We start from the raw sequence: 2,828 nt of genomic DNA on the forward strand, positions 1-2,828 counted from the left end.
TTCGCTATATTGATAACCAAACATAGTGCATCTCAATCCCAAGGTGGAATCTATGGTTTGAGCTAAAAGAGCATCAAATTGCTCCATAATAGAAAAAATTCCTCCAAAAGGTGTGAGTTTTTCGAATTTTATTTGTACCTTTGCAGCGCCTTGTTACGATTTTCGCTTGTTTTCTAATTGCAACACTAAGATAAGTGAAAAATCTGACACGGCAAAATCCTGGGCAACTTTTTGTTGCTCAGGCACTTATAAATAATGTTAAACTATAGTGTTGCGGAATTAAGGATTTTATGGTCACTTATTTTGATGCATGTGAGATTCTTGAAATGCTGTCTGAAGCATCTGTAAAGGTGTTTCTGGACGGCGGTTGGGGTGTCGATGCACTTATAGGCAGAGAAACAAGAATACATAACGACATCGATCTGTTCGTAGAGAAGAAAGACTATGGTAAGGCCATATCCGTGATTACCTGGAAGGGATACAGAGAAGTTGTAATGGACTATACGACCGATAGCCATACTGTCTGGAAAGATGACAACGGAAGAATAATCGATCTGCATTGTTTCGAATATGTCGAAGATGGAATTCTATATGACGGATACACTTTCCCAAGCGAAACTTTCTCAGGTAAAGGAAATATCGGGAATATTGAGGTAACATGCATAAACCCGGAGGCACAGGTACAGTTCCATCTTGGATATGAATACGATGAAAATGATGTCCACGACGTCCTGTTATTATGCAGAACTTTCAATCTTGAGATACCGGAGCAATATAAAACTCACATCTGATTCAATATGCTATGATTACTGATAGTTATGATATTGAAACTGAACCAATGATCAATCTGTTTGATTTCTACGGCAGACGTGGAGATTTTGCAGATATATGCCTGATAATATTCTCGAAGGAGATTCATCGGCATTTACTTGATTCCTACGAATCTGAAATTATTGCAACTATGCCGGCTTGCAATGGCGATACGCATATCTATAAAACAACTTATAAAGGAGTTACGATAACTTTCTACCTGTCAGGAATAGGTTCAGCAGTAGCATCCTCTCAATGTCATCTTGCAAGCTGGCTAACTGGAGCATCAAAGTTCATTATGTTCGGTTCCTGTGGCAGTCTTGACCGTACAACCACACAAGGTAGATTTATCATACCGACACAAAGTTACAGAGGGGATGGGTGTTCATATTATTTTGCAGCACCATCCGACTATATTGATATAGCCGCAAGCAAGGAACTTTCCATAATTTTCGACAAATTATCTGTACCATATATTACAGGTAAAATATGGACGACAGATTCGATGATCAGAGAAACAAAAGGACTTGTACGCAAACGTATGGAAGAAGGGTGCATCGCTGTAGAAATGGAATTGGCTGGAGTTCAATCTGTGTGCGACTTCTACAATTTGAAGTTGTATGCTTTTTTTGAAACAGGTGACATTTTGGATACAAATGGATATGAAGCCAAAGGCTTGAACAATGCCAACCATAGTTTAAACAAACTTTATATTGCTTTAGAAACGGCAACCTACATCTGAAGTATATCAGAATTGTAAATTCCCATTTAGCGGACTATATAAAAAGTATTCCATAACCATCTATACGTGGTTTACGGAATGCTTACTTTATAACAATTAGGTTTACACTCGTTTATTTTGACGGTGCAAAGTTACTCATGCTATCTGGCTCCCACAACGGGCAATAGTGCACATTTTCAAGAAAATGACGTTTTCAAGAAAAAAAATATCCCTACAAACTTAGACTATGCCAAGTTTCGTAGGGATTTTGGAGGGTATAAACATTAGATTACTTCGTCCAGTGGTAGTGACTGTCGAGCATCAGGAAGATAGCCAAGCCGAAAATAACGAGTCCAAGGACAAAGAAGAACCAGAAGAAATACTGCACATAGTGTCCGAGGTAGGTTCCGTCGTACTCCTTGTACCTTTCCTGAACCCTTCTACGTTCTTCATAAAACATTTGATTGACCTCACGGATATGCTTCTGCATCTGAGTGGTCATCCATTCATGTTGTTTGTCGAACATGTCCTGAATCTTCTTCCAGTCAACATCATCGACTCTGACTGAAACCTTCAACTTGGTTGGGGCATCCTTCAGAACATTGTCAATGTGGGTATTGATGGTGTCAACCTTACCACTGATAGTGTCAACGGCATTGCCAAGAGCAGTCTGAGCTGAATTGTACTTACGGATGGCAGACTCCAGTTGAAGAGTTGCATTGATCCAAGTGTTGGTCGCTTTGTCAATGTTCTCACTCAACTGCCTGAGTTCAGGCGCACGACTGACAACAGCATCCTCGGCATCATGCTCTTCAATCTCTTCCTGGACTTCGTTCATCATGTCATCGAAGTCAGGCTTCTGCTCGTCATCTTCGATGAGTTCTTCTACATGTTTTGTTCTTCTCATTGATATGTAGGATTTGTCTAACGGTGGAATGAACGTCTTTTCTGCGGTGGCTTGCACATGGCATGAGCCATCTGGAGGCAACGGCGAGCCCGCTCACGCTCGTCTTCGTCATCATCCTTACCCCAACTAGAGGAAGGAGCAGAACCACCACCGCCACAAGATTCGGACACGGTTGTTGCTGCATCAATCATATCAAGGAAGAGAAGCATACCTACATGAGAAATGTCCTCTCTTGATGCAGTCATATCAGAATCAGGAACCTGAACCTCATTGAGGAAGACCTTAATTCCGCAACACTATAATTTAACTTTATTTATAAGTTCCTGAGCAACAAAAAGTTGCCCAGGATTTTGCCATGTCAGAATTTTCACTTATCTTAGTGTTGCAAAA

General features: G+C 40.6%; 4 protein-coding genes and 1 pseudogene. 2 read left to right on the forward strand and 3 right to left on the reverse strand.

Features of this window, described 5'->3' with window-relative positions:
• Positions 1-132 (reverse strand): annotated as a pseudogene (locus tag ACTQ16_RS16515) (IS1380 family transposase); the annotation flags it as partial.
• A 158-nt stretch (positions 133-290) separates the two neighbouring features.
• Here ACTQ16_RS16515 and ACTQ16_RS16520 point away from each other — a divergent pair.
• The gene (locus tag ACTQ16_RS16520; protein ID WP_006743465.1) at positions 291-791 is read left to right on the forward strand and encodes a nucleotidyltransferase domain-containing protein; all 501 of its coding nucleotides are present in this window, start codon (positions 291-293) and stop codon (positions 789-791) included.
• An 11-nt stretch (positions 792-802) separates the two neighbouring features.
• Positions 803-1,552: a nucleoside phosphorylase gene (locus ACTQ16_RS16525; RefSeq protein ID WP_006743466.1), complete on the forward strand. Its 750-nt coding sequence runs from the start codon at positions 803-805 to the stop codon at positions 1,550-1,552.
• Positions 1,553-1,820: 268 nt separating this feature from the next.
• On the opposite strand, the gene ACTQ16_RS16530 is transcribed toward ACTQ16_RS16525, so the two are convergent.
• Both ACTQ16_RS16530 and ACTQ16_RS16535 read right to left on the reverse strand, forming a co-directional pair.
• Positions 1,821-2,438, reverse strand: a complete 618-nt coding sequence (locus ACTQ16_RS16530; protein ID WP_005812828.1) for a hypothetical protein — start codon at positions 2,436-2,438, stop codon at positions 1,821-1,823.
• Positions 2,439-2,455: 17 nt separating this feature from the next.
• The gene (locus ACTQ16_RS16535; protein ID WP_441938529.1) at positions 2,456-2,683 is read right to left on the reverse strand and encodes a hypothetical protein; all 228 of its coding nucleotides are present in this window, start codon (positions 2,681-2,683) and stop codon (positions 2,456-2,458) included.
• Between the last annotated feature and the right edge of the window lie 145 nt (positions 2,684-2,828).

It is taken from the genome of Prevotella sp. LCP21S3_D2, from assembly GCF_052118345.1.
In the GTDB taxonomy this organism is placed as follows: domain Bacteria; phylum Bacteroidota; class Bacteroidia; order Bacteroidales; family Bacteroidaceae; genus Prevotella.